The organism is Shewanella ulleungensis (assembly GCF_014648315.1).
Classification (GTDB): domain Bacteria; phylum Pseudomonadota; class Gammaproteobacteria; order Enterobacterales; family Shewanellaceae; genus Shewanella; species Shewanella ulleungensis.
The window spans coordinates 333,119-356,682 of record NZ_BMQW01000004.1 but is presented as its reverse complement, the minus strand read 5'-3'; the positions used below and the strand labels follow the sequence as shown (position 1 = coordinate 356,682).

General features: G+C 41.9%; 18 protein-coding genes. 8 read left to right on the top strand and 10 right to left on the bottom strand.

Features of this window, described 5'->3' with window-relative positions; all coding sequences use genetic code 11:
- Positions 1-31 precede the first annotated feature (31 nt).
- Positions 32-874, bottom strand: coding sequence for a sulfotransferase domain-containing protein (locus IEY40_RS10495; RefSeq protein WP_188955897.1), 843 nt, complete (start codon positions 872-874; stop codon positions 32-34).
- Between the two features lie 241 nt (positions 875-1,115).
- Here IEY40_RS10495 and IEY40_RS10490 point away from each other — a divergent pair, with 241 nt between their 5' ends.
- Positions 1,116-1,337 carry a hypothetical protein gene (locus IEY40_RS10490; protein ID WP_188955895.1) on the top strand — a complete coding sequence of 74 codons (222 nt, stop codon included), beginning with the start codon at positions 1,116-1,118 and terminating at the stop codon, positions 1,335-1,337.
- A gap of 143 nt (positions 1,338-1,480) precedes the next feature.
- Here the strand turns inward: IEY40_RS10490 and fdhF are convergent, their stop codons facing one another.
- From fdhF to IEY40_RS10475, 3 genes are all read right to left on the bottom strand, one after another.
- On the bottom strand, positions 1,481-5,704 hold the full coding sequence (gene fdhF / locus IEY40_RS10485; RefSeq protein ID WP_188955894.1) for a formate dehydrogenase subunit alpha: 4,224 nt from the start codon (positions 5,702-5,704) through the stop codon (positions 1,481-1,483).
- 411 nt (positions 5,705-6,115) lie between these two features.
- The gene (locus tag IEY40_RS10480; protein ID WP_188955892.1) at positions 6,116-6,832 is read right to left on the bottom strand and encodes an oxidative stress defense protein; all 717 of its coding nucleotides are present in this window, start codon (positions 6,830-6,832) and stop codon (positions 6,116-6,118) included.
- 104 nt (positions 6,833-6,936) lie between these two features.
- Positions 6,937-7,866 (bottom strand): LysR family transcriptional regulator, encoded by a 930-nt coding sequence (locus IEY40_RS10475; protein ID WP_188955890.1) that lies wholly within the window; start codon positions 7,864-7,866, stop codon positions 6,937-6,939.
- 92 nt (positions 7,867-7,958) lie between these two features.
- On the opposite strand from IEY40_RS10475, the gene IEY40_RS10470 reads away from it, so the two are divergent.
- Positions 7,959-8,768: a class II aldolase/adducin family protein gene (locus IEY40_RS10470; protein ID WP_188955888.1), complete on the top strand. Its 810-nt coding sequence runs from the start codon at positions 7,959-7,961 to the stop codon at positions 8,766-8,768.
- Between the two features lie 56 nt (positions 8,769-8,824).
- The gene (locus tag IEY40_RS10465; RefSeq protein ID WP_188955886.1) at positions 8,825-9,706 is read left to right on the top strand and encodes a bile acid:sodium symporter family protein; all 882 of its coding nucleotides are present in this window, start codon (positions 8,825-8,827) and stop codon (positions 9,704-9,706) included.
- 163 nt (positions 9,707-9,869) lie between these two features.
- On the opposite strand, the gene IEY40_RS10460 is transcribed toward IEY40_RS10465, so the two are convergent.
- The 4 genes from IEY40_RS10460 to IEY40_RS10445 all read right to left on the bottom strand — a co-directional run bounded on the left by IEY40_RS10460 (position 9,870) and on the right by IEY40_RS10445 (position 16,611).
- A complete protein-coding gene (locus IEY40_RS10460) occupies positions 9,870-11,015 on the bottom strand; it encodes a sensor domain-containing diguanylate cyclase (RefSeq protein WP_188955885.1) in 1,146 nt (381 codons plus the stop codon).
- 535 nt (positions 11,016-11,550) lie between these two features.
- Positions 11,551-11,931: a DP-EP family protein gene (locus tag IEY40_RS10455; RefSeq protein WP_188955883.1), complete on the bottom strand. Its 381-nt coding sequence runs from the start codon at positions 11,929-11,931 to the stop codon at positions 11,551-11,553.
- On the bottom strand, positions 11,897-15,256 hold the full coding sequence (locus IEY40_RS10450) for an nSTAND1 domain-containing NTPase (protein ID WP_188955881.1): 3,360 nt from the start codon (positions 15,254-15,256) through the stop codon (positions 11,897-11,899). The genes IEY40_RS10455 and IEY40_RS10450 overlap by 35 nt, the downstream gene beginning before the upstream one ends.
- A 389-nt stretch (positions 15,257-15,645) precedes the next feature.
- Positions 15,646-16,611, bottom strand: a complete 966-nt coding sequence (locus IEY40_RS10445; RefSeq protein ID WP_188955879.1) for a 2-dehydropantoate 2-reductase — start codon at positions 16,609-16,611, stop codon at positions 15,646-15,648.
- Positions 16,612-16,742: 131 nt separating this feature from the next.
- On the opposite strand from IEY40_RS10445, the gene IEY40_RS10440 reads away from it, so the two are divergent.
- Both IEY40_RS10440 and IEY40_RS10435 read left to right on the top strand, forming a co-directional pair.
- A complete protein-coding gene (locus tag IEY40_RS10440; RefSeq protein WP_188955877.1) occupies positions 16,743-18,047 on the top strand; it encodes a metal-dependent hydrolase family protein in 1,305 nt (434 codons plus the stop codon).
- A gap of 247 nt (positions 18,048-18,294) precedes the next feature.
- Complete coding sequence (locus IEY40_RS10435; RefSeq protein WP_188955875.1) at positions 18,295-19,278, top strand: sensor domain-containing diguanylate cyclase; 984 nt, start codon at positions 18,295-18,297, stop codon at positions 19,276-19,278.
- Between the two features lie 166 nt (positions 19,279-19,444).
- Here IEY40_RS10435 and IEY40_RS10430 read toward each other — a convergent pair whose 3' ends face one another.
- A complete protein-coding gene (locus IEY40_RS10430; protein ID WP_188955873.1) occupies positions 19,445-19,891 on the bottom strand; it encodes a MarR family winged helix-turn-helix transcriptional regulator in 447 nt (148 codons plus the stop codon).
- Positions 19,892-20,193: 302 nt separating this feature from the next.
- On the opposite strand from IEY40_RS10430, the gene IEY40_RS10425 reads away from it, so the two are divergent.
- From IEY40_RS10425 to IEY40_RS10415, 3 genes are all read left to right on the top strand, one after another.
- A complete protein-coding gene (locus IEY40_RS10425) occupies positions 20,194-20,871 on the top strand; it encodes a type 1 glutamine amidotransferase domain-containing protein (protein WP_188955871.1) in 678 nt (225 codons plus the stop codon).
- Between the two features lie 105 nt (positions 20,872-20,976).
- Positions 20,977-21,591 (top strand): glutathione S-transferase family protein, encoded by a 615-nt coding sequence (locus tag IEY40_RS10420; RefSeq protein WP_188955869.1) that lies wholly within the window; start codon positions 20,977-20,979, stop codon positions 21,589-21,591.
- Between the two features lie 190 nt (positions 21,592-21,781).
- Positions 21,782-22,387: a hypothetical protein gene (locus IEY40_RS10415; protein ID WP_188955867.1), complete on the top strand. Its 606-nt coding sequence runs from the start codon at positions 21,782-21,784 to the stop codon at positions 22,385-22,387.
- Here the strand turns inward: IEY40_RS10415 and IEY40_RS10410 are convergent.
- Positions 22,377-23,210: a TIGR03899 family protein gene (locus IEY40_RS10410; RefSeq protein ID WP_188955866.1), complete on the bottom strand. Its 834-nt coding sequence runs from the start codon at positions 23,208-23,210 to the stop codon at positions 22,377-22,379. The genes IEY40_RS10415 and IEY40_RS10410 overlap by 11 nt on opposite strands.
- Positions 23,211-23,564 lie beyond the last annotated feature (354 nt).

Below are 23,564 nucleotides of genomic sequence, written 5' to 3'. Positions count from 1 at the left end.
TATTGTTTTTATGGCCGGATTTGAGGGCGGACTACATCCCAGCGGGTAAATATTTAAAGCGTTTCATTTGTTCATAATGAGTATCAACAATGCTTTTTACCTGCTCAGGTGTGAGTTTTGCTTGCCATTGATGTTTACCACCCTGCCTGAAGAAGGCATTAGCATTTTCATGTTTTTCAACAAATCCACGTTTGCTTTCTTGGGCTTTTAATTGCGCAAATGATGAATGCTTAATGGCATTTTTGAGTCGTGCGGGATCTTTTTTCAAGCCTAAAAATGACTCAACTTTGCGGAAAACTTTTTTAGGGTCATCTAACATGTCCTCATAACGCAAAATGAGCTTTGAGGTATCATCGCTTGTCCAGCTCGATACGTGCATCGACCACGAGGTAATAATTTGTGGAACATGTGGTGCTTCGTTTGGTGTGCCAGTCATTTCTTCTGCCATATAGGCGATGGCTTCATCAATGGTGTAATCAAAGTAATTGGCCATTGAAATAACCACATCAAGCGGATTGCGTACAACGTAAATAGCGCCAGAAGTGACCGATGAATTATGCAAAGGTTGACCGTTGTATTCACCTAAATAATTATGCGTTTTAACAAAGGTTGTGCCTTGAGCTTGATGGGCTATATCAGCTTGCACTTGAGGGCGAAGTACACTGACCTCTTCTAAGGTTAGCTCGGTTGTCGCAGTTTTATCTTTAGGCAAATAAGCTTGATAGCGATGCGCTGCTGATTCAGCTGTAGAAATAGTGTGCATCGTATTTATATCGATAGGCTGATCTTGATTTTGAATGTAGTTCTCTAAAAAAGCGCGAACCCAAGTGTTACCCGATTTAGGGTAAGAGGCCACCCAAAGTATGTTTCCCATCCGTAATCCTTTGTTGTTATTTTTACGTCTTACAATGAGGTTAAAACTACCTATAATTCAGCAAAATGGCAAGTTTAGCGCATAATCGATGGGAGTATACGCGGCAGATAGCATTGATTATTTAGCGAAGCATAATACTCCACTTTACAGGGACTAACGCAAAGATGTAACATTGTTGTTAAATGCGTTCAAATGCTGAACGTTAAAGTGTTATAACGTATTATTGATTAGGAGAAGGTAAATGGATTTTAATGCTACGTTGGTCGGTCAATTGATTATTGTTTTTGCTTTAGTTATGGGCGGCATTTGTTATTACCTTGGACGCCGTAAAACACAATCTCCAGTTTTAGCAGGTGTGTTAGGTGCTGGATTATCGATAGTGCCTATTTTAGGTTTGGTTTACCTTGTTGTTCTTGTGCTTAAAAAAGACATTAATAACCCTATAGACGCAGTGAATGCTTAAACTTCATAAGACTATTCATCTATACAGATAGTGTGCATTATTCTTAATTAAGCTGTATACGCTATTTATTATTAGCCTCGTCATAGTGATATGACGAGGCTTTTTTCGCTCAATAGTGTTTATTTTCTCTGTTTCGAGTTGTTCTACACCATTGATGCAAGTTGAGATGCTTTTTCTGCCTTAACTGAACAAACCTTATATTCTGGGATTTTTGCTATTGGGTCGAGTGCATTAATGGTTAATTTGTTAGCTGCAGACTCAGCAAAGTGGAAGGGTAAAAACAATACGCCAACTTGTGCCCGTTTAGTGACAAATGCGGCGATATTTATGGTACCTCTTCGTGTTGTAAGGGTTAGCATATCACCATTTTTTACATCGAGTTGCTCGGCGTCATATACCGAAATCATTACTCTGGGTGACCCTTTAATATCAAGTTCAGGTGTTTTACGAGTCATGGTACCGGTATGGAATTGCTCTAGTAAACGCCCCGTTGACAGTATTAATGGATACTCACTGTCTGGTATTTCGGCGGGTAAGCGATAACTCACGGGTATCATTCTGCCCTGGCCACGTAAAAAACTGTCGGTATGTAATACGGATGTGCCTGGATGAGTCTCATCGAAACAGGGCCATTGTAGTCCATCAACTTTTTGCTCAAGCCGTTGCCAGGTTAAGCCTTGATATTGCGGCGTGACTTGGGTAATTTCCTGCCAAATATCCTTCGCATTTTGGTAATGCCAGTTAGCGCCTAACTTGTTGGCTATCATTTGGATTATTTTCCAATCCACCATTGCTTCGCCAGGAGGTGCTAAGGCTACGCGAAGCTGTTGTACTCGGCGTTCGGTATTAGTGAAGTGCCCATCTTTTTCAGCAAAGGCGGTTGCGGGCAGTACCACGTGTGCCATTTGCGCGGTTTCGGTTAAAAAGATGTCTTGAACGATCATAAATTTGATTTTAGACAGCGCCGCAATAACATGAGCTTGATCTGGATCGCTCAGTACAGGGTTTTCGCCTAATACATACAATGCATCGAGTTTGTCTTCGACAATCGCATGCATGATTTCTGTCGCTGTAAATCCAGGTTCGCAAGACAGTGAAGTGTTACCCCAAGCAGTAGCAAATTTAGCGCTATTATCTGGATTATCAACTTTTTGATAACCCGGGTAATAATTAGGTAGCGCGCCCATATCACATGCGCCTTGAACGTTACTTTGGCCACGAAGTGGATTTAATCCAGCACCGACCACGCCAATGTTGCCACATAATAATTGCAGATTAGACGTGGACACTACGTTGTCATAACCTGACGTATGTTGGGTGATACCCATTGCGTAATACAAGGCGGTTTTGTTTGCTGTGCCAATCATTTCTGCCATTGCGACAATATTTTCAGCACTGATGCCGGTGATTAATGCCGCATTGCTTAGGTTGTAATCTTGCTTAAGCACTTCTTGTTTGAGTAACTCATAATCTTCAACCCTTTGATTAATATAGTGGGTGTCTTGCCAGTCATTAAGGATGATTTGCTGCATGATGGCATTAAGAAGCATCACGTCTGTACCAGGACGATGAGAGACATAAAGTGTGGCACTGTCAGCAATGGCGGTTTTTTTAGGGTCGGCCACGATTAAACGTGCGCCATGTTGGCTAACTGCGCGTTTGATATGAGAGGCAATAATAGGGTGGGCGCTGGTGGTATCTGAGCCGATAATAAAAATAACATCGGATTCTTTAATACTAGGAATATCATTGGTCATTGCACCGCCGCCAATGGTATCGGATAAGCCTGCAACAGATGATGAATGACATAATCTTGCACAGTGGTCGATGCTGTTAGTCCCCATAATGCTGCGGGTAAATCTTTGCATTAAATAGTTTTCTTCATTAGTGCATTTAGCTGAAGATAATGCCGCAAATTTACTTGGCCCAGCGGCATCTTTAATAGACTTAAGTTGCTCGGCTATATAGTTAATTGCTTCGCTCCAGCTTGCCGGTTGTAACTGACCATTTTTACGGATTAACGGTGTGGTAAGACGCTTCGGGCTGTTTAAAAAGTCAAAACCAGAGCGACCCTTTACGCATAACATACCTTCATTAACGAGTGAGTTGCTGTCGCCACTGACGCGCACGACATGATTGTCACTTGGGTCAACATGTAACTCCACGCGGCAACCTACGCCACAATAAGTGCAAACAGTTGATGTTTTTATCAACTCCCGATGTGTGCCTTGAGTTTTATCTCTGGCATCTACTAGAGCGCCTGTTGGGCAAACTTGTACGCAATTACCGCATTGTACGCAATCGCTATCGTTCATTGATGCACTAAAGCCGACGCGCGGTGCATTTCGGTTGCTACCGGTTACGCCAGCAGTATCGGGTAGTGCTTGATAGCTATTAGGGGCAAAGCTAATGACATTATGGCCACTTTGTTGGTGGCAGGCTTCAACACAAGCACCACAGCTAATACAACGATTAGCATCAAAAGTAATAAAAGGTGCACTGTTGTCGACTTTAAATTTACTTGCATGAGTTTGATCAAGGGTCGCACCATCGACTTTATATTCGGTGGCGTAATCACGTAGCTTACAATCTGTATTGGCTTGGCAGGCACATTCTAAACACCGCATAGCTTCTTGCATTGCTTCATCAGGAATAAACCCTAGCTCTACCTCGGCAAAATTAAGAGTGCGGTTTAATTGGTGTAGCTCAGGCATTTTCAATCGCGGGCGTTTAGGGGGATCGGGATACAGCGCTGGATAAGTGTCAGTGGCTAATGCTGCTGTATGATTAGCTTTGCGAGAGTTAAATAAGCCTGGTTCTAAATGACAAGTTAAGCCTTCTTTGAGTAAGCCTTCAATGGCTTCGGCGGCTTTTCGTCCATCAGCGACGGCACCAACAGCAGTTCCTGGACCTGTACGGGAGTCACCGATAACAAACAATTTCTCAACTCCAGCAGACATGGTTTGCTCACATCCCAAGAACGTGTGCCAGCGTGTAAGGGCAAGGTGGCCTGTGTCAATTTGGTTTTCAGGTTGATCTAAAAAGTCCAAATCAACTTGTTGAGATACCGCAGGGATTACGGTGTCGAATGCTTCTTTAAAGGTTTCTCCGGTCGCTTTGGGTGATCGTCTGCCTGATGCATCTGGTTCGCCCAGTGCCATTTTTTCAAAAGTGACAGCCTCGACACGGCCTTGGTCGTCACTGTGGTTTTCAATCGGGTTAGTCAGAAAATGAAAGTTAACCCCCTCGACTTCTGCCTCGTGAATTTCGTAAGGTTCTGCGGGCATTTCATCACGGCTGCGACGATAGATTAAGGTAACATCTGCGCCATCTCTAAGTGCTGTGCGTGCACAATCGATTGCGGTATTTCCGCCACCAATAACCGCGACTTTTTTACCCGTAATCATCTTTTTTTGGGTGCAATAATCACGTAAATAATCGACGCCTAAATAACAGCCCGCTAAATCACTGCCTGGATAAGTCATAGGTACCGCTTTTTGTGCCCCGATGGCGAGACAAACCGCATCATAACTAGCCACTAACTCGGTTAAGTTGGTATCGCGGCCCAATGCACAATCGGTTTTAATCTTAAGTCCGTTACGGGTGAGAAGTTCAATTTCTTTATCTAGAATAGCTTTAGGTAAACGGTACTCAGGAATACCATAACGTAACCAACCGCCAGCTTTTGGAGCAGATTCCATGATGGTGACATCGTGGCCATTGTTTGACAAATAATAGCCAGCGGTTAAGCCTGCTGGACCACTGCCAATGATGGCAATGCGTTTATTGGTAGCTGGCGCTTTTGGCGGTACATAAGACTCTAGATCGTGTAAGTCTAAGTCTGCTGCGTGACGTTTAAGCTGGCGGATTGCGACGGGTTCATCAACCAACCCTCTGCGGCACTGGGCTTCACAAAATGCAGGGCAAACACGTCCAATAGAGAGTGGTAGTGGCAGAGTTTGTTTAATCACTTTTACCGCTTCTTTATGATCGCCTCTACCAATATGATAAAGATAAGACTGCACATCAACCCCAGCAGGACAGGCTGTTTGGCAGGGTGCCTCACAGTCGGCAAAGTGGTCGCTGAGAATATCTTTCAGCGCTTGTTGGCGTATTTTACTCAAGTAACTTGATTGGGTAATCACGTCTAAACCTGTTTCGAGTGGTGTTTCACAGGCTCGAGCACAGCGTAAACTGCCATCATTATTTTTGATTTGGACTTGGCACAAATTACAGTGTTGCTTTGCTTGATTGTGGGAGAAGTCACACAGACTGGGTATGTTAATGCCGACGCTAGTGGCGGCTTTGAGTAAGCTCTCAGCTTTAGGCAGGGAAAGATGTATGCCGTCTATGGTGATGTCAATCATTACAAGGCCTTTTAAATTTTTGAGTTATTGGCTAAGTCTTCATGCCTTTTGGGTCGAACGAGAAGGACTTTATTAAGGTACAGCTGCAAAACCGAGAGTGAAGCGAGGGGATGTTTATTTTTGAACATTTATTACAGTTACATCTCTCGTCTTCAATAATTTCAGTGTAGTGCGCGCGCTGCCTTGCAGATGTGATTTAGATCATTTTTGTGGTGATTAAATGTCGAGTATTAATTTTATTTATACTAAACATGATGTTGCGAGGTTGAACTGCTTGAGTGGTAAGACTTGTATGTGTTTTTTTTGCATGATTGTTTTTGATTACACACAACAAAGTAGGCCTGATTACAATAATCATATGTGCAGTTGTTGAGCTGACTCATTTTATTCATCAGCCCAACTTGCCTTAACTTATTTAAGTCTAAATATCACCTCAACTCGGTCACTGACTGTGACCTGACCTTGCTGATAAGTTTGTGCTACGTCAGCATTCATTTTCATACTAGCGCGGTACATTTCTGGTGGATTTGACTGGGTTGGAAAGTATCTCACTTCCCATACTCCGGCCACTTCCTCATCAAAGCCTTTGGCTAACGAGTTTGCTTTTTGTTTGGCATCTTTAATGGCGGCCTGACGAGCTTGGTTAATCATCTCAGCTTCTTTACTTGATTTAAGCTCAATATTATTAACCTGATTAATTCCATCTACTAGGGCACTGTCTAACAGCTCATTGAGCATATTTAATTTCATCACTGTGACGGTGATTTGTCTATTTGCGCTATAGCCGGTGAGTATTCTCGGCTCATTTTGCACATATCGATATTGTGGGTTGATCTGTAAATTGGCTGTTTGAATATGCTTTTTATCAATGCCGGCCTTGATTAATCGTTGCATAAATTGGCTGACCGCTTCGTCAGCTTCATCTTTTGCCGACTTTGCGTTGGCAGCTTCAATGGATACTGCGACACTAATTATGGCCATGTCTGCGTTGGCTTCAATCGTACTGGTGCCTATCGTTTCAATATGGGCAAAACTGAGGTCAGCGGCATGCACTGTCGCTACAAAGCTGGTGGCAGTTAAGGCGAATAGTGTGCTTGAAATTAAACTGCTTAGTAATATTTTATTCATTGATAACTCCACGGTTTCTTATCGCTAGCTCAGGTGAGTTAGCTTTATGCTGGTTAACATTGTTCTGTTAATCAGTGTAAACGTAGCAATATGTAAAAAGGGTTTTATTTTTTATGTTTAATTGGTGTATGAAAAAGTTGTGCTGAAATATCAAGTAGTTTTGTTCTTATCCATTGGTTGACTGGATCGTCTTCAGCTTGTTTATGCCAGTACATATGCACTGCAAGCTCGGGTACTTCAAACGGTAAAGGCGATACCACAATAGGCATGGTTTGCTGCAGCAGCGTGGCGTAACTGCTGGGCATGGTCATTATCATGTCAGATTGGCTCACCACATTTATGGCAGCAAAGTAGTGTTCGCAGCGTAAGACTATGTTGCGGGTAATACCTTGAGTGGCTAGCGCCATGTCTACCGTGTCGATGGTAAAATCTTTTAAACTGACAAGCGCATGTGATGCTTTGGCGTAATTGGTCAGTGTTAATTGTTGCAATATTGGATGTTCTTTACGGCAAATTAACGAAAATGACTCGTGGCAAATTAAGCTACTACGAATGTCTTTATGGGTTGGCATAAGTACATCGATGACTATGTCTAAGGTTTGCTGCGCTAGAGAGGGTTCGAGTTCGGTACGTTTTATTTGACGGCTGTTTAAGGTGAGATTTGGCGTGTTGTTAAGCAAATCTGGTACCAATACAGGGAAAAACATCGATTCTAATATGTCGCGCAATCCTAGTTTTATTTCTCGCTTATGCTGTTGTATATCAAAATTGGCGGGAGTTGATATGGTGTGTTCGAGTAAATCCATTGCTTGTAACACATCGGGAATGATTTTTTGACACAAAGGTGTAGGCACCATTTTGCGACCTTGGCGAACAAATAATGGGTCGTTAAACTTGCTGCGTAAACGGGCGATGGCGTGACTTACTGCAGGTTGCGTTAAATGTAGTTTAGCTGCGGCGCCGGTAATACTGCCTTGTTGATAAACAGTCGTCATAATGAGGAATAAGTTAAGATCTATCTTACTATGCAGCATATTAATAGTTATCTATGATTTAGTATCATTTGAATTTATTTTAGGCTTGGTTAAATTAAAGTCAAACTAAACCAATAAAAAGTAGACTCAACATGACAACATCACAAGAAGAATTACAGATTAAACAAATGACCATAGGTACTGACAAATACCCAATGCCATTACCGCCTAAATTTGACTCTAAGCAACAGCAGCAACAATATGAGAAACAACGTTTAGCGGCTGCGTTTAGGGTATTTGCTCATTATCGGTTTGATGAAGGTTTAGCTGGCCATATTACCTTACGAGATTGTATTGACCCTGGCACTTTTTGGGTTAACCCATTAGCGGTGCATTTTTCCAAAGTTAGAGCGTCAGATCTTGTCCGTGTAGACCATAAAGGCAATATTATGGAGGGGAAGCACCCAATCAATAATGCGGCGTTTGCGATTCACTCGCGTATTCATCATGCTCGTCCTGATGTGAATGCCGTTGCCCACGCGCATACCACTTATGGCCGTGCATTTTCATCATTAGGCGTGTTACTCAAACCCATTTCACAAGATGCTTGCATGTTTTATGAAAACCACAGCGTGTTTGACACCTTTACCGGTGTGGTGGCTGACTTGTCTGAAGGCGATATGATTGCGGAGGCACTGCAAGGAAATGCTGCAGTTATCTTACAAAATCATGGCTTACTCACTGTCGGTAAGTCAGTCGATGCAGCTACCGCTAATTTTGTGATGTTAGACAGTTGCTGCCATAGCCAGTTACTGGCTCAAGCTGCTGGTGAACTTAAACTTATTGGCCATGATATTGCGACAAAAACCCGCCAAATGAATGGTTCAGATCTCGTGACCTGGGGCAATTTCCAACCTATGTATCAAGTGGTACTAGCGCAAGACAACAGCTTTTTAGATTAGCCTCTAGCTTAACCACACTCGCTAAGCCGCTTTGCTTGGCGAGCAAGGATGCATCTATGACAGGTTCGATGATTACCGAAATACTGCTACCGCTTGCGCTTGCCTTTATCATGTTCGGCATGGGGTTAAGCTTAACGCGGTTTGATTTTTTACGCCTTTGGCAAACTCCAGCTCCTATCGTTACGGGCTTTTTCGGGCAAATTATTGCACTGCCTTTATTGGCTTTTGGGATTTGTGTGGCAATGGACTTGTCTACGCCGATGGCCATTGGGTTAATGATTTTAGCGGCATGTCCTGGAGGGACTACATCGAATGTGGTGAGTCATTTGGCTAAAGCCAATTTAGCCTTGTCAGTGAGTTTAACGGCGATTAGCAGCATAGTGTGCGTACTCAGCGCGCCTTTTGTGATTCAATTTGCATTGGGTTACTTTGCAAATGAAGCACCAATAGCTGTGTCGCTGAGCAGCATTTCGTTAGGGTTATTAGTGATAACTTTATTGCCGATTGTATTTGGCATGCTGGTTCGCAGTTATTACAGAGAGTGGGCGATTAAGGTTGAAGTGTACTTTAGGCGCTTTGCGTTAGTGTTTTTGTTGTTGATGATCACCGGTGTGGTTATTCAGGAACATGCCATTATTGTTGATGCTTTTAATGAGGTGTTTATTGCCTGTTTATTATTAAACTTTGGCGCGATGTTGATAGGTATAGTGAGTGCTAAAGTATTATCACTCTCGCATAAAGATGGATTAACACTGGCGATTGAAATTGGCTTGCAAAATTCGACGATGGCAATGCTCATCTGCATCAGTTTATTGCAAATGCCGAGTTATGCAGTGGTTGCTGGCGTGTACAGTTTAACCATGTATTTGGGGGCAGGGCTGCTTATTGCCTATGCCCGATATTTTCCCTCTTCTACATCAGTAAGCAAAATGGTTTAGGTTATGTTGATCTTTTAAGGGCGTTTTTGTAGATAACTGTTGTTCATTTAGACAAGGTAGAGGTTTCGTTGAGTGAATTTTGCTTAGACTGCTCGGCGGTAATTCACTCGCCGCGTTTAGTCCGTTTTTATTTCAAACAACATTTAACCCACGCCCTAGATCGTTAACTGCTCATATTAATGCGGTTTCTACCTGTTGATTTTGCACGGTAAAGTGCTGTGTCTGCTGCGCAAACCAGTGCGGTTGGCGTGCGGTATTGGCCACTGCGTTCACAGGCAATGCCCTGGCTAACACTGATTTTGGTTTGTGCTGGTAACCCTATGTCGGTAAAGGTTAATTGGTTAATACGACGTTGAATATTTTTGGCAATGTATTCTGCCGTTAACGGGTTGCTGTTGGGTAAAATGACCACAAACTCTTCACCACCATAACGGGCTGCCATCGCATTGTTAGACGGGAGCACCTCTGCCAGTACTTGAGCAATTTTTTGCAAACATTTATCACCGTTAACATGACCATACTGGTCATTAAACATTTTAAAATAATCGACATCGATAATGATTAAACACAGCGGTTGGTCGTGGTTAATGCTGTCGTTCCAGTTGGTTTGCAAGGCATCATCAAAAGCGTGACGGTTGGCAAGGCCGGTTAATTTGTCGGTATGGGCTAAGTGGCGCAGTTTATTGTATTCGGCTTTATGCGTAGTGAGATTATGCATGATGCCTATAAATAACGGCTCAGATCCTATCTTCATCGACGGTAAACATGACAATGATAAGTCAGCTTCGAGCAACGTGCTGTCGGCGCGATTAATAATAATTTCTTTAGGACCATGATTAAACTGAGTGACTTTATTGGCTTCATCGCTGGCGCTATTCCACAAGGAAAATAAAGATTGATACTCATCTTTAAAAGGGCTTTGTAAATAATCGGTCCAGGTTTGACCGATTAACATTTCGGCTGGGGCACCGAATAGTTTAGCGCCTAACGGATTGATCATCTCAATCACACCCGCAGAGTTAATCACAAAAATCGCTTCTGAAATCGCCGTGATCACATTGAGCAAGGTGCTAATTTGTAAGTTATCTGCTACTGCCATTTTGCCGTTGTGGCTTGCTGAGGTGGCATCAAAAGTTGCATTAAAAGTACTACCCAAAATGGCATCAGTTGCTGATGAGTCGGATAGGATCTCTTCCTCAAGACGTAATGGTATTTTTATCGCTCGGGGAAATTTAGCGAATGAGTCTGTTAATTTAGTCACACGAGAAATCGTGTCATTGAGTTCAGTTAATTTATCATTGGTAAACATGGTGCATTCCCTTAAGCGTTTGGTATTGGTAACCCCTTGTTGATGTCAAACACTCTATTAGGAATAAGGCTTATTTACCTTTCGGTAACCTTCTGGTTTTAACCTATTGATTTTATTCTATTTAAAGTTTACGTTTATTGTATGGATTTGTTGTTATTGAGTTGGCTCTATTGCATGTACCTTGGAGGCAAGCTGATTTTGTTGCTGGGTTTTAGGATTTGTCTCACTAAAACCGATAGTGTTCTTAGCTTAAATAGCTTGTTGTGCAGCTGTATTTGGTTGCATCGTTGACTGATGTTGAGCCGTTATTGGGAGGTAGCGAGACCGTTATTTGGCAGGAGTTTGCTCGTTGGGCTATTGAGAAATGATTGGTTTTTGAGTTCGGTTAACGGGTAAAAGATAACTCCAACCTCGGGTTATGTTACTGGCTAACGCCAGCCGTTTTAGCAATGGTTATGTTATTGATTAATGTTGTTAGGCAGGACAAGATTAAAAGCTCAGGCGTAGCTCTGAGCTTCTTCAGTTTGTTGTTTGTTTAATTATTTGGGTGATTGACAATTTGTGGGTCAGGACTGAGCATCTGCAAGCTATTACAGGTGTTTGACAACACAAACTGAAAGCCGGTATCGCCTGGTGTTTCATCTAAATCAGTCAATTGGATTAATGTGCCATCACTGCTAATGGTAATCGCATCAATAATTTTATCAAAAGGAGTGGTGAAGGCCGCACCAACAAATTTTAGCCCTTTACCGGTTTTATCAATTAGCTGGTAAGAAATGGTGCTGTATTGGCTAACGACGACATTGCCACATACAGGCGAGTCGTCAAGGTTGGTATAAGTAAATACTGGCACTTCTTTTTCGCTTAGGGTGACGGTGAGATTAAAAAACGTTGCTTGGCCTTGAGTGTTTGACATTATATTCTCCATACTTTGGTTTAGGGTTAAGTTTAAGTTTAGGATTGAACCTAAAATCGGTTATGGCCGATTGTTGTAACAGTTGCAATAAATCAGGGTGTTGGTCGAGTTCGCCAAGGCAATCGAGAGCTTGAGCATAAGGAATGGTAAATTGTGGGTCGTTATTTTTTTCAATAATAGTTGCTAACAGATTTTTAGATTGTCGACACAAGGTGATAACTTGTTGTGGCTGGCCTATGGAAGCCAGTAATGACGCCGCTAACATATTGCTTTGGGTTAAATTCGCCACATAAAGTGAACTTTGGCCAAACTCAGTGGTTAATTCGCTAAAAGAGGATATTGCTTGACGCGCATAAACAAGGCTTTCTGAAAGCAGTCTTTGTGAGGCTAAATAATTTGCTGCGGCCATTTGATATTTTGCCCATAGCTCATTTTTTTTGTTGGAGGTTTGTAAGTACAAATCTTCAGCAAATATGGATGCTAATGAGTCAACACTGTAGCTCATTGTGTGTTCAATTGGTTCAAGGCTAAAAGCCAACATATTCAGATAATCATGATATTGCAGGATTTTCCAAACTTCATTTTCAGGGTCTTGTTTTAGGGCATTGGTAATAGCAATGAGACCAAGTTTTGCTTTTTCAAAGGCTTGTGAGTTATGACCTCGATAACTTAATAAAATCGCCAGTTGTTGGTAGCTACTGGATAGTCGTTCAAGTATATAAGGCTGCTTTCCCAGCGCTTGATTGGCCAACTGCTGTTGAATTTGTTGGTGTATTTGTATTGCCGCGTTAATGTCGCCTTGGGCGGTGGCGGCGCTGGCAAGCCACGAGCGAGTGTCCGCGATATCGGCAATTAATTGGCTTTCGGTGTTATCTTGTTGCCATAGTTGTAACTTGAGTAGTAACGATTGCTCAAATGCCTCTCGTGCAGCAGTAAAGTCTTGCTGTTTCATGTATATCGAGCCTAAGGAGTTGTGGGCATAGGACAACTCCATAATGGCATTGTTATCGTTTGGCGCGTATTGATACATGGCTTGGCTGTGTATCAAGTACTGCTCCAACCAAGGCTGCGTCGCTGCCCAATCACTTTTATCGTATTCAAGCTGGCCGAGCCAAAAAGCATTGGCTCCTAGGGTTTTAAGTAAACTAAGGTTTTGCGGTTGTATTTCGAGTAACGGCAACATGCGCTCACGGGCGGCGATTAAGGCGCTGCGGGCTTCGTCGGTATTGCCGCGAGAATAGGCCACTTCGCCCATGGCCTCTAAGGTTTGGCTGTGTTGAAACTGGGCTTCAAAGCTTAAATAGCTGGCATCGTCGGCCGAAAAGTCACTGAAATATTCTAATGCTTTGTTACTGATACCATCGAGCAAGTCCATGCGGCCAATGCCGCGCATTTTGTCGGCGAATTCACCCACCATAAAACCGAGTAAGTTTTCTGCCGCAAGGCGTTTTTGTTGTGCCTGGGTTTCGGCCTCAATGCTGCGAATACTCATGGCGACCGAAATGAGTGTCAGTGCCACCAGGACTAGCATGACTGCACGGCGGCGCCAGCGGCCGATGTTGGCTTGTTTGCTAGAGGCTTGAATGAGTGCCAGCTCTTGAGGCTCCAGGTTAAACAATTGGTTATTGAGCAATGTGCTTGCTTCTGCTAATGGTTTGCCTTCTGCCAGTAAATAAGCGTTACTCTTTGACTCCGCTAGCCAGCGGTTAGATTGATGCTGTAAACGGCTTTTAATGGCTAAACTGTCGCTGTGCTCGGTTATCCATTTTGTCGCACGGGGCCAGCGCCTTAATAGCGCTTCGTGGGCAATACTAAAGCAGGGTTGATCGTGTTGCAGATGGGAAACAAACAAACGGTTATCGACCATAGCTTTGACGAGATTTATCTCGGCGTCACTACTGAGATCGCTCCAGCGGGCGGTACTGCTGGTGATTGATTTTTCATCTTCGGTTAGGGTGACTAACATCGACAGTATTTTAGGCAGTGCAGCGCGTTCGCTGTTGTTTAATTGATTGAGCACTTCTTCGGCATTTTTACCGATGGCGCCTTCAATACCCCCTAGCGAATGGTATACCGACACCAATAATTGGTTGTTGTCATCTTTGTTTAAATACAGTGATTGCAAGGTGTATTGCAACATGGGCAGAGCATCGGGATTTGAGGCGGCTTCACTGCAGAGTATTTCGTCCAGCGGCATTGCCGTATCGGGATCGAGTGTCCATGTGAGGTTAGCTGCATTGGCTGGCAAGCGGATCATTTGCATCAGCTCTGATCGGGTTGGCGCCGATAAATCGAAATGTGAGCCATTGGCTTTGCCTGCCATTAGGCTTGGGTGGCTTACTACCTGAGGGTAAAAGTCATTACGGCAAGCGCTGATAATTAATATCATCCCTGATACGGCAAGCGTTTCGAGGATATCTAATACATTGTTGCGTTCGGATTCGGTAAATAATGGCGACGCTAATAGGATTTCTAAACGGTCGATAAACAATGAAAAATGGGGGCGACTGTATGTTGGGGCATTGTCATCATTGATTGATGAGTATTTGGCTAAAGCTAGCTGACAATATTCAATAACGGCGTTGATGTCGTTTTGCAGTTTGTTTGCCAGTATATCGGCACTACAGTCGGTAAACACCGCTTGGTCATTGATTTCCCAGTCGAGCATCGCACTGGCGATATCGATAATTAAGCGGCCTTTGGTGACATCGGCTAAATCTAGGTTGGCATTATCAATTACGCCAACCCCGTTAAAGCCATTTTTGGACATTAAATTAGGCATGATGCCGGCATTAATGAGCGATGATTTACCTGTACCGCTAGGACCGAGGATTAAGCAAAAGGCTCGGCCAAATTCTACTTGTTTAGTGATGCGATTTAATAAGGTGTCAACTTGCTCACTTCGGCCAAAAAATACATTGGAGTCGTTGGTGTCAAATGCGCGTAAACCTGGAAACGGCGAGGTGCCTTGCCATTGTTGGGTAGTGACTTTGGCATGATGACCAACAGGGTATTCAACACTGGCGATGGTGCGATAACCGCGTTTGCGGATGGTTTCTATGTACTGCGGATTAGATGCTTGATCGCCTAATGCTTTACGCAGTTGGGTAATCACTTTATGCAGCGGATTATCACCAATGGCGATGCTATTCCAGCAGTGGTTAATAATATCGTCTGCTGCTAGCACTTCCCCTTGGTGTTGGCATAGTAAACATAATACATCCATGGCTTTGGGTTCAAGACTGCGAATAACATCGCCAGACTGAACGCTATTACTTTGTGGATTAATTTGCCAATCGCCAAAAAAGAAAGTGCTGTCGTTCATGTTTTATCCAATGAGTAAATGTCTGAATAATTTTTCTATCTAATTAGCGTCTGTATAGCTTTTAAGCTTGTTTTTGGCACTACTTGTTGGATATCTATCTAAGGCAAAGACGTCGTCGTGTAAAAATCGCTAGCTAAGAAGAAATGAACTGCTGCTAGAACGGCTTGTTTAAATGCACTTTATTTTTTACGAGCCATTTGAGTTGACTAGAGCTCCTATCTTGTCGCGATTAAAACGCTTTTCATTCAAATTTCAGGCTACTCAGCACAGGTCAACTTGTCTTAGGCATTAAATTGCCTTGATAATATTTCAATCATTATATCGATTGTTGTTAAATTGTAACTTAGCTTTACATCTGTATCGACACATATATCTGGTACGCAGTCTGGTTAAACTGATTGTTCTAATTGATGTATTTGAGCTACGATGGCCTCATTAATAGGGGTTTTTACACCATATTGTTTACCTAGGCGAACAACCGCTCCGTTAATGTACTCGATTTCTGTTTTACGTTTTGCCTGTATGTCTTCCCACATCGATGAACGGGCTTGTGGATCGATGTCGAGCATTTGTTGAGCAAGTAAGGTAAATACCATATTAGGCATAGATAAAATCACCGGTAACCATTGTGGTTTTACTTTTGTGTATTGGTGGAGCGTGATGTTGGCAGCCTTGCATACCTTTAACCATTCGCTCATTGCGCCGGCTAGTTGACGGCGACTTGCTCGCAGGCTGAGTTGTTGTTTAATCGGTAAGTCGGTTATCGCGTTTAATGCATTGTTAAGGTTTAACAATAGTTTACCGTAAATTACTGTTGTCATATCTTGGTATAAGTCGCAGCCAAAGTTTTGAGATTGCATTGCCAGTTGTATCATTTGAGTATGTTCATTTTTTTGTAAAGTAAACACGCCTTCGGTGCCTTTGTGAAAACGCCCATCAGTTTGTTGCAAAACGTTAAAAGGGGTTATGCCTTGCAATAAACGACAATGACTCAGAGCATCGCGGACAGCGTCAAAACTGCCTAGGCCATTTTGCATAAAAATAATGCTGCTGTTGCTGTGAGTGATTGCGATTAATGTATTGGTAATACTGGAAACTTGATGACATTTTAGGGTAACAAATACCACATCAAACGCGTCATATGCTGTTGGAGCTTGTTCGATATCTGTGATCATGGTGTTTGGCATAACCGTTTGCAAAAAACCTTGATAGTCACTTAAGGTGATGCCGTTGTTTGCGAGGATGGTTTGTTTAATTGTGGGCCGGCAAACTAGGCTAACGTCAAATCCAGACAAACACAGTTGTCCCGCAAGGTAGCAGCCCGTCGACCCCGCACCAAAAATAGCTATTCTCATTAAGTTTTCTCTTTGTATTTTATTGACAACGGTATTACCGCATCATGTATGTTAACTGTTGCAACATATCAATACTTGTAACATATCAGCCTTTTTAGCAGCCTAAAACTTTAAATTAAGGTAACAGTAAAATGAAAAAGCATTCCCTCGCGTTACTCGTAATGAGCTCAATGGTGTTGTCTGTTCCGGTGAGCGCCGCAGATATTAAAGTGATCCATGCTGGCACATTGTTAACCCTTGCAGGCGAGCCTGTTTTAAGTGAGCGTACCTTAGTGATTACCGACGGTATCATTACTGAGATTAAACAAGGTTATGTAGCCGGTCCAATCGCTACAGCACAAGACACAGTTGAAATAGTCGACTTAAAAAATAAATTTGTCATGCCTGGTTTAATGGACATGCATGTGCATTTACAAGGTGAACTTGGGCCAAATAATGACAGCGAAGCTTTGCGTATGTCTGATGCCGATGTGGCAATTCGCAGTGCTTATTTTGCAAAAAAGACTTTATTAGCAGGCTTTACTACCGTCAGAGATTTAGGCGCTAAGCCCGAACAAATTTATGCCTTACGCGATGGAATTAATAAAGGTTGGGTTGATGGCCCAAGAATTATTGCTTCTGGAGGAGTATCGGTTACAGGCGGGCATGGCGATGTAGATGGCATGAGTCCTGATTTACTTGATAAATTCACCTCTAAAACCATCTGTGATGGCCCGTATGATTGCCGCCGCGCTACTCGTCGAGCCATCAAATTTGGCGCTGATGTGATTAAAATAACTTCTACCGGAGGGGTGTTATCAGACACCAATACAGGTACGGGCCAACAGATGGATGATGATGAGCTTAAAGAAGTGATTGATACTGCGCATGCTTTAGGTCGTAAAGTGGCCAGCCATGCTCATGCTGCTCAAGGGATTAATGCGGCGTTGCGCGCAGGTGTCGACAGTATTGAACATGGCAGTTACGCCGATAAAGAAAGTATTAAATTAATGAAGAAAAGTGGCGCGTTTTTAGTGCCAACATTGTTGGCGGGCGACACTGTAGTGAAAATGGCCAATGCTGCAGGAGCTGACTTTATGTCGCCTGCGATTAAAGCCAAAGCGGTTCGTGTTGGTGGCGACATGATGAAAAACTTTAGTGCGGCTTACAAAGCAGGGGTAAACATTGCCTATGGCACTGACAGTGGTGTGTCACATCATGGCGACAATGCCAAAGAAGCGCTATTAATGAGCCAAGCAGGTATGAGCAACACCGATATTTTAAAAAGTGCGACTATTAATGCCGCCAAATTAATAGATATGTCTGATTCATTAGGGTCTTTATCCATGGGGAAACAGGCAGACATCATTGCGCTTAACGCCAATCCGCTTAATCACATTGAAGCATTACTTGATGTGCCTTTTGTGATGAAAGCCGGAGTTATTTATAAACTCTGATGCTATGTTATTTCGGCAGTACGGCGTATTAATAAGCATACTGCCTTAATTTTATGTGATTTCGATTTAAGTTATTACTTTTTATCCATTAAGTTTAATATTTGTTTGATTTTTGCGGGCAGTTTTCACATACTCGTCGATGCTGTTTATACAGTGCTTTTTTACTATAAAGTCAAAACAGAACAACTACTGATGTTGTGATTGAATAGTAAGACACATGGATGTGGATTAATGCTAAGGAATGCTCATGCCGATTGATAATATCGTGTTGCTATTGATAGTACTACTGGGTTTTATTGCCTTGCTAATACTGGTCAATTTGAATGTGCACCGTAAAGCGCAAACCCAAAAACAGCAACTAAATTCCTACGAACAAATCCTCAATCAAGTTGGCGCATATATCTACGTTAAAGACATCAATTGTCGTTATGTGTATGGCAATCAGCTCACCTTAGATTATTTTGGTATTAACCAAGAACAGTTAAACGGCTCGACTGATAACCAATATTTCCCTGAAGTTGTTGCCGATATTTTATTAGAAAATGACCGTAAGGTATTAGCACTGCAACAAAAAATGTCTGACGATATTATGGTTGATAACAATGGTCACCATAATGTATACCACGAAGTAAAACAGCCTTTGTTTGACAAAAAAGGTAAGTTGATTGGTTTAATTGGTGTTTCGACAGATATTACTGAGGAGTTCCATTTACGTTCCAAGCTTGAGCAACTCGCCAATAGCGATCCACTCACTAATTTGTATAATCGTCGTTCATTTAACGCATTTAGCGAACATGAGTTTTCACGGGCAATGCGTTACTTTGGTTCGTTATCCCTGATGATTATCGACATCGATTTATTTAAAAATGTTAACGACACTTATGGTCACTTGGTCGGTGATGAAGTGATAAAGCGAGTCGCTGCCGTTTGTGATGAGCATATTCGTGAGGCTGATATTCTGGCGCGCATTGGCGGTGAAGAGTTTGCAATTTTATTACCTGATACCGACATCGATTCGGCGTTTAAGCTTGCAGAGCGATTAAGGCTGGCACAACAAATTGGTACGCATTCTACAATGCTTAATGATGAAGCGTTACCCGGTATCACTATTAGTATTGGGGTGGCATCAATACAGTTAAAAGATCGATCGTTTGCAGATATGTTTGCACGTGCAGATAAAGCGTTGTATTCATCTAAGCATGTGGGTCGAAATAGCGTTAATGTTGCTTAGTCATACAAGCTAAACTCTAAATGGGGTTTAAATATTTCTGAAAACATGTTAATTTAAGTTGTGCGCAATTAGTTATCGCAATTTATATATGTCTGTTGAAACATTTTGGCTTATTGAGATTGCGAGTGATTGTTAGCGTTAATGAGCCTTACAGAAGTTTGAACGCTTAAAAGTCAATATGAGTAGGGAGCTTAGCTCTGAATAGGTCTAGTTTATTTTTAAGCTCTGTTATTTCAGTGAGATTGATGCCGCATTGTTCAATAATGCAGTCATGAACATGTTGAGCTTGTGATTGTAACTGTTGGCCTTTATCGGTTAATTGCATACACAGCATGCGTTCATCTAATGGATCGCGAATGCGTTTAAGTAAACCATCGGATTCGAGACGTTTAATAACAGGCGTGAGTGCCCCAGATTGTTGGCCTAAACGAGAAGCAACGTTTTTTAAACTTAACCCATCCTGTTCCCACATGATCAGCATGATCAGGTATTGGGTATAAGTGAGACCAATCGACTCAAGTAGCGGTTTATACAATTGAGTGATGGCCAAAGACGTTGAATAAACCGAGAAACACAATTGGTTATCGAGTTTTATAGGGATTTTATTGTTCATTATTAGTTACTCGATTTAGTAAATGGATTGGTCATCAAGATATGATCAACTTGAAAGAAATTAACGTACAAGGTGGTTTAGCTGTTTTGGGGCTCGTATTTAATCATAACAGCTTACTTGCATATGCAACAAAGCCATGTTGCTTTTTTATACCATTTAATGGTCCAAGTAAGATGAAGTATACATGATGAACAGTCTACATCGCCGTATGGTATTAGCAAGTCGCTCTTAAGGCGAACGATCCTCCTAATGATTAAGTTCAATTTCGATACAAATAATTTTAAATAAATTAAGGGTTTAACATGAAAGTATTAATGATACTCACTTCGCACGATGAACTTGGCGATACTGGCCATAAAACCGGTTTTTGGTTGGAAGAACTTGCAGCACCTTATTATGCCTTTATCGATAAAGGTGTTGAGATTGTTTTAGCTTCACCAAAGGGTGGCTTACCTCCATTAGACCCTACAAGCGACAAAGAAGATTTTCAAACAGACTCTACTCGCCGTTTTACTGCCGATGAGCGAGCTCAGACATTGTTAGCCAATACTCACAAGCTAGCTTCAATTAATGTTGCTGAATATGACGCGGTGTTCTATCCCGGTGGTCACGGTCCATTGTGGGATTTAACCAATGACAAAGACTCAATTGCTTTAATTGAAGCGTGTTATAAAACAGATAAGTTATTAGGCTTAGTCTGTCATGCTCCAGGCGTACTTAAATACCCTAAAAAACCGGATGGTTCTCCATTAGTGGCCGGCAAAAATGTAACAGGCTTTACCAACGGTGAAGAAGAAGCCGTACAATTGACTAATGTCGTGCCGTTTTTAGTTGAAGATATGCTGCAGCAAAACGGTGCCACATACTCAAAAGGTGAAGATTGGCATCCGTATGCGGTTGTAGACGGTAAATTGATTACTGGTCAAAACCCTGCATCTTCGGAGCTAGTCGCTGAAAAAATGTTGGCACTATTGAGTTAATATTAGTTACTTCAGCTTTAGCGTATTAAAGCTGAAGTGCAGATAAGCCCTGTGATTAATCATAGGGCTTATTTTATTGTTTAACAGCTTCAAAAGGATGGCTTCATGATTAAACTACATCACTTAAACAAATCTCGTTCGAAACGTATTATTTGGTTACTTGAAGAGCTAGGCGTTGAATATGAATTAGTGGCTTATCAGCGCGACGCCACCACTTTTTTAGCGCCAGCAGCACTGAAGAAAATCCATCCGCTAGGTAAGTCACCTGTATTAGAAACCAGCGAGTTTACCATTGCAGAGTCTGGTGCGATTACAGAATACTTGATCCAGACATACGCAGCAGACAAACTCATGCCAGCCAAAGATAGTGCTGATTACATTGATTACTTACAGTGGATGCACTTTGCTGAAAGCTCCGCTGCTTTGCCATTATTATTGAAAATTTTTGTCAAAATGGAAGGCTCTGATACCCGCTTTATTGGCCAATATGCCGATGCAGAAGCCGCAAAAGTAATCAGCTATGTAAATGATAGACTAGAAGGTAAGCGTTATCTTGTGGGTGATAGCCTAAGTGGTGCCGACATAATGATGTCATTTATTACCGAATTAGTCGGTCAAAATGGCGATTTTGAAAAATACCCTAATATCGCGAAGTATTATCAACAATTATTAACTCATAAAGCGTTTAATAAAGCGCTTAAAATTGAAGCGGATAATTAATTTATAACCAATTTAAATACATTATTTAAAAAGGCGAACTCGACTTAATTCGCCTTTTTAATTTGTATAAAAATAGAACAAACTCGTTACACAGTAAAAACGGGTAAAGTTATTGAGCAAAGTTTGTTCAGCGTCATACTAAGGTGTTAGAATAACGAACAATCGATAAGATTTTTGTATAGGAACATATATGTCTACTTTATCTGATGAAGAGTTAGCGTACTTTAGCGATGTATTTTCGCCAGAGCGTTCTGCCGATTCTGCAGATAATGCTCTTTCTAGACATTCACTTAGTGTTGCCACTGAAATCCCGCAGATGCTCTCGCATATATTGGGTAATGCTAAACTTACGCTGTTAGCAGAAATAAGCTATTACCGCTTGTGGTTCCCACTGCAATTAACACAAGACGAATTTGGTCAGTTTACGCCAGAGCTTGGCACACCAGAAGTCATTGATATGCGAGGCGGTGAGCGCAGCTGGCGCATGGATAATTTAAAAGATGTCCGAGTAATAGACAATGAAACGTCTAAATTTGTTGAGGTGTTGTCGCTATCAAGTTCTGGTATTACGATTAAAGTCCCGCAAGAGCTTGATACTAAATCTCCGCGTCTTACTCAGCTTATTTTACCTAACGGTACTCATGTTGAGATGGAATTTGAGCCAGTCAGAACTGAAAATGGCGTAATGGCCGCTAAAATTAGCGCCGAAGGCGAGTCACGCCAAATGCTTCGGCAGTTTTTGTTTAGTCAGCATAAAGCCAAATATTCACACCTTTACGAAGACATTAACCGTTAACGACGAAGTCTTTTGTTAGCATTGCTTTTATCGCGCCAATGAAATCAAGCTCATTTTTAGCTTGAATTAACTGACACAGTTCATCGCCTACTGTGGTAAATCGATAATAGGTAAACAGCAAATGCTGCCCTTTAGGTTTTAGATTGATATTGGCATGACATAAAGCTAATTGAATCTCTTCATTGCGGTTTAACAACCCAGTTTCAAACTCACTTTTATGTAAGATTCCCGCATCGACCAAGGTCAATATATTCGAATATGGCAAACCAAATTGCGATAAGCCAAAGTTAGTTTGGTTATGCTTGCGAAAATATTGGGTTATCCCACCATTAACTCGATAGCCACTTAATAGTTTGAATCGAGGTTCGGTGTTTATTTTTACCGACATGCCTAACGCTTTTTCAAATATTTGCGCTTCGCGCAATGTCAGTTGTTTCAGCACCGCCAAGGTCCGCAAACTAAAATTACCAGGATTGACGATTTCACTGGCTAAAATACGTGCCCATAAATCTTGCATTTTACGGTTATGAATTTGCTCTGCCATTTGAAAAAATTGATAACGCCAGTCAGGATCTAGCTCAACGCCAGTGACATCGGAGGGAGTATAGTTGAGGGCGAGGGCAAAAATATTCTCTAGGTTACTTTGATGTTGGCTGAGTTGTTTACGCTGCCGATGTTCGGCTCGTTCAGCTATTGATGCAGATGAAGGTCGATAATCATCTTCGCTTGCTAAACCGATAACGCGTCCGAGTAATAATGCTTTTTTACGCGCGGACACTTGAGTATTGTCATCCGGTACATCTAATACATCTGTATCAGCCATAGTTATCCTAAAAACATTTTTAAAATCTGATTTAAAAGCAAATTCCTGCAGCTCATTAGCTGACATTGTCGCCAGTAAATTATCATTTATAAGAGCGACTTAATAACATAAAAATACATTTCGACATGATTTCATCAATGACATATTAATGTGTTTTAACGCCTCAAAATGAACTCAACTATGCCTTAGATTTATCTAATTACCAAACAAAAACTCAATTATGCAATAGCGGCAATCCACACGTTAACAGCCTCAGATATCTCACGCCATTATCATACCTAGAATGTAATCCGACTAAAGCAACGAACTGTAACGCTTATAAAACATTAGTCTTTACAAAGTAAATGGAAATGT

Bases quoted from the DNA above. Each gene is read 5' to 3' on its own strand.
- IEY40_RS10495 (WP_188955897.1), bottom strand. From the start codon at position 874: ATGGGAAACATACTTTGGGTGGCCTCTTACCCTAAATCGGGTAACACT.
- IEY40_RS10490 (WP_188955895.1), top strand. From the start codon at position 1,116: ATGGATTTTAATGCTACGTTGGTCGGTCAATTGATTATTGTTTTTGCT.
- fdhF (WP_188955894.1), bottom strand. From the start codon at position 5,704: ATGATTGACATCACCATAGACGGCATACATCTTTCCCTGCCTAAAGCT.
- IEY40_RS10480 (WP_188955892.1), bottom strand. From the start codon at position 6,832: ATGAATAAAATATTACTAAGCAGTTTAATTTCAAGCACACTATTCGCC.
- IEY40_RS10475 (WP_188955890.1), bottom strand. From the start codon at position 7,866: ATGCTGCATAGTAAGATAGATCTTAACTTATTCCTCATTATGACGACT.
- IEY40_RS10470 (WP_188955888.1), top strand. From the start codon at position 7,959: ATGACAACATCACAAGAAGAATTACAGATTAAACAAATGACCATAGGT.
- IEY40_RS10465 (WP_188955886.1), top strand. From the start codon at position 8,825: ATGACAGGTTCGATGATTACCGAAATACTGCTACCGCTTGCGCTTGCC.
- IEY40_RS10460 (WP_188955885.1), bottom strand. From the start codon at position 11,015: ATGTTTACCAATGATAAATTAACTGAACTCAATGACACGATTTCTCGT.
- IEY40_RS10455 (WP_188955883.1), bottom strand. From the start codon at position 11,931: ATGTCAAACACTCAAGGCCAAGCAACGTTTTTTAATCTCACCGTCACC.
- IEY40_RS10450 (WP_188955881.1), bottom strand. From the start codon at position 15,256: ATGAACGACAGCACTTTCTTTTTTGGCGATTGGCAAATTAATCCACAA.
- IEY40_RS10445 (WP_188955879.1), bottom strand. From the start codon at position 16,611: ATGAGAATAGCTATTTTTGGTGCGGGGTCGACGGGCTGCTACCTTGCG.
- IEY40_RS10440 (WP_188955877.1), top strand. From the start codon at position 16,743: ATGAAAAAGCATTCCCTCGCGTTACTCGTAATGAGCTCAATGGTGTTG.
- IEY40_RS10435 (WP_188955875.1), top strand. From the start codon at position 18,295: ATGCCGATTGATAATATCGTGTTGCTATTGATAGTACTACTGGGTTTT.
- IEY40_RS10430 (WP_188955873.1), bottom strand. From the start codon at position 19,891: ATGAACAATAAAATCCCTATAAAACTCGATAACCAATTGTGTTTCTCG.
- IEY40_RS10425 (WP_188955871.1), top strand. From the start codon at position 20,194: ATGAAAGTATTAATGATACTCACTTCGCACGATGAACTTGGCGATACT.
- IEY40_RS10420 (WP_188955869.1), top strand. From the start codon at position 20,977: ATGATTAAACTACATCACTTAAACAAATCTCGTTCGAAACGTATTATT.
- IEY40_RS10415 (WP_188955867.1), top strand. From the start codon at position 21,782: ATGTCTACTTTATCTGATGAAGAGTTAGCGTACTTTAGCGATGTATTT.
- IEY40_RS10410 (WP_188955866.1), bottom strand. From the start codon at position 23,210: ATGGCTGATACAGATGTATTAGATGTACCGGATGACAATACTCAAGTG.